Source organism: Mesorhizobium sp. M7A.F.Ca.CA.001.10.2.1, from assembly GCF_003998575.1.
Taxonomy (GTDB): Bacteria; Pseudomonadota; Alphaproteobacteria; order Rhizobiales; family Rhizobiaceae; genus Mesorhizobium.
Window position 1 is genome coordinate 1 of record NZ_RZQY01000708.1, and the last position, 2,997, is coordinate 2,997.

A 2,997-nucleotide genomic window follows, 5' to 3' on the forward strand; every position below is an offset into this window, starting at 1 on the left:
ACGGCCACCTTTTCGTGGCCGAACAGGCTGACCATATCGAACTCAGCGGTCTGGTCTTTGATGGTTCGAACCGCACGATGGGCGGTTACACGCAAGGGCTGCTCGATCTGCGCCGTATCGCGCACCTCGCCATCGACAATTGTCAGATCACCGGCAGCGGCAAGAACGGACTGGCGCTGGAACACGCGATCGGCCGGATCGAGCGCAGCGAGATATCGGGCGCCGCCGATGCCGGCATTTACTCGGTCGAGGCTGGCGGGCTGTCCATTACGGGCAACACCGTCTCCGATTGCGCCAATGGCGGCATCCTCGTGCACCGCTGGCAGGTGGCCGAAGACGGCACCATGGTCACCGGCAACCGCGTCCAACGGATCCAGGCACGCAGCGGCGGAACCGGGCAGAACGGCAACGGCATCAATGCCTTTCGCGCCGGCAATGTCGTCATCTCGGGCAACATCGTCTCGGACTGCGCCTTCTCGGCGATCCGCGCCAACAGCGCCAGCAACCTGCAGATATCGGGTAACACCTGCTCGCGCTCGGGCGAAACGGCGGTCTATTCCGAGTTCTCGTTCGAAGGCGCCATCATCAGCAACAACATCGTCGACGGCGCCGCCAACGGCATCTCGATCGTCAATTTCAACGAAGGCGGCCGCATGGGCGTCTGCTCCGGAAACATCGTGCGCAATCTGTCGACCAGCGGTCCCTACCCCGCCGACTCGCCGGGATTTGGCGTCGGCATCGGCGTTGAGGCCGACACCACCGTTTCCAACAACGTCATCGAGAACGCGCCGCTTTATGGCATGCAGATCGGCTGGGGTCCCTACCTGCGCAATGTCGTCGCTACGGGCAACATCATCCGCAACGCCGGAACCGGTATCGTCGTGTCCGTGGTCGAGGGTGCCGGCACGGCGGTCATTTCAGACAATATCATCGACGGCGCGCTCAACGGTGCGGTTGTCGGCCAGCGCTGGGCCGAGCCCGCAACGGGCGACCTCGCCTCGTCAAACGATACCGGCTATGCGCATCTGACCGTCGAGCGCAATCACGTCAGTTGAGGGCTGCCGTCGGCCTCAGCGCCCCGACCTTGGCACCGTTGCGGTTTTCGATGGGCGTGTTTGCCAACTCGCTCAGCTTGAACGCCAATGCCTCGTCGGCGCGCAACAGTTTGGCGAGGACGGTGGCAATCATGGCTTCGCCGGCGCGGCCGGCGCCATCATCGCATTTGAGCGCGATGCCGAGACCAAGTTCCGGAATTGCCGCACAATGGACGCCCTCGGCGCCGCCTTTCGTAAATATCCGCCCGGGTGCGGCCTCCATCAGTGCGACGTCTTCGCGGCCGCTGCCGGCAACGAAGAAGGGCTCGGCCATGCATGCAGCCAGCAGCCGCCTCGCGGCCTTGGCTCGCTCGGGACCAAAACCTGATGTCGTGGCCATGCGGGCAAAGCCGAGCGCGAAGCTCCTGAGCGGCACCGCATAGGTTGGGATCGAACAGCCATCGATGGCCCGCTGGTCCTCACCATGGACAGCGCCCGTCACCGATTGCATGGCGTCGCGCACCATTTCCTGCAGGCCATGTCCCGGCTTGACATAGCCGCGATGCGCAATGCCGGCGTGGACGCAGGTGCAGAGGAAGCCGGAATGCTTGCCGGAACAATTGTTGTGCAACGCGTTCGGTGAACCGCCGGCGCGGGCGAGCGCAATCTCGGCGTCATGGTTGGACGGCCAATGTGTGCCGCATTCGAGTGCTGATCCGTCCAGCCCGGCCTTGGCCAGCATGGATCGCGCAAGATCGACATGGGCCGGCTCGCCCGAGTGGGACGCACAGGCGAGCGCCAGTTCGCGGTTGCCGAAGCCATAGGCATCGGCCGCACCGCTTTCGACCAGCGGCAGTGCCTGGATCGCCTTGACCGCCGAGCGCGGAAACACCGACTTGGCTGTGTCGCCGATCTCCCAGACGGGCTTGCCATCGCCATCGAAGACCGCGACTGAGCCGCGATGCGCGCTCTCGACGATCGCGCCGCGCAACACTTCGATCAGAACCGGATTTGTCATGAACCCTCCCGTAAATGCGGGCGGTTTACCTGATCCGGTCGAGAATGGAAACGTAGTTTGCGACCGCCGCACCGCCCATATTGAAGATGCCGCCAAGCTTGGCGCCCGGCACCTGGATGCCGCCGGCCTCGCCGACAAGCTGCATGGCGGTCAAGACATGCATCGACACGCCCGTGGCGCCGATCGGATGGCCCTTGGCCTTCAGCCCGCCGGATGGATTGACCGGCAGGCGGCCATCCCTGGCCGTTGTGCCGTCCAGCGCAAGCTTTGCCCCCTCTCCCGGCTTGGCAAGACCCATCGCCTCGTATTCGATCAGTTCGGCAATGGTGAAGCAGTCATGCGTCTCGACGAAGGACAGATCGTCGAGCGTCACGCCGGCTGATTTCAACGCCCGGTTCCAGGCCTGTTCGCACCCTTCGAAGGTCAGGATGTCGCGCTTCGACATCGGCAGGAAATCCTGCACATGCTCGTTGGCGCGGAAGGCAACGGCACGGCGCATCTTCAGCGCCGTGGCGGTGTCGGCAAGGATAAGGGCGGCGGCGCCGTCGGAGACCAGCGAGCAGTCGGTGCGCTTCAGTGGGCCGGCAACGAACGGGTTCTTCTCGCTCTCCTGGCGGCAGAACTCGTAGCCGAAATCCTTGCGCATCTGTGCATAGGGGTTGTCGACGCCGTTCTTGTGGTTCTTGGCGGCAATCATGGCCAGCGCATCCGACTGGTCGCCGTAGCGCTGAAAATAGGCCTGCGCGATCTTGCCGAAGACGCCGGCGAAACCCGCCGGTGTCTCGCCGTCCTCGGGCAGATAGGACGCCTTGAGCAGGTTCTTGCCGATCTCCGGCCCCGGCGTCGTCGTCATCTGCTCGGCGCCGACCACCAGCACGATGCGGGCGGCATTGGCGTCGATGGCGCGGATGCCCTGACGGACCGCGGCCGATCCGGTGGCGCAAG

The 2,997-nt window shown here is 64.5% G+C and carries 3 protein-coding genes; 1 reads left to right on the forward strand and 2 read right to left on the reverse strand.

Going from position 1 to position 2,997, the window contains the following annotated elements; all coding sequences use genetic code 11:
• Nucleotides 1-1,055: TIGR03808 family TAT-translocated repetitive protein (locus EN964_RS30385; protein WP_127277125.1), on the forward strand; the 1,055-nt coding region annotated here is incomplete at its 5' end.
• Here EN964_RS30385 and EN964_RS30390 read toward each other — a convergent pair.
• On the reverse strand, nucleotides 1,048-2,052 hold the full coding sequence (locus EN964_RS30390; protein ID WP_127269978.1) for an asparaginase: 1,005 nt from the start codon (nucleotides 2,050-2,052) through the stop codon (nucleotides 1,048-1,050). The two genes, EN964_RS30385 and EN964_RS30390, sit on opposite strands and share 8 nt — an antisense overlap.
• 25 nt (nucleotides 2,053-2,077) lie before the next feature.
• On the reverse strand, nucleotides 2,078-2,997 hold a 920-nt coding region (locus EN964_RS30395; RefSeq protein WP_127277126.1), incomplete at its 5' end, for an acetyl-CoA acetyltransferase.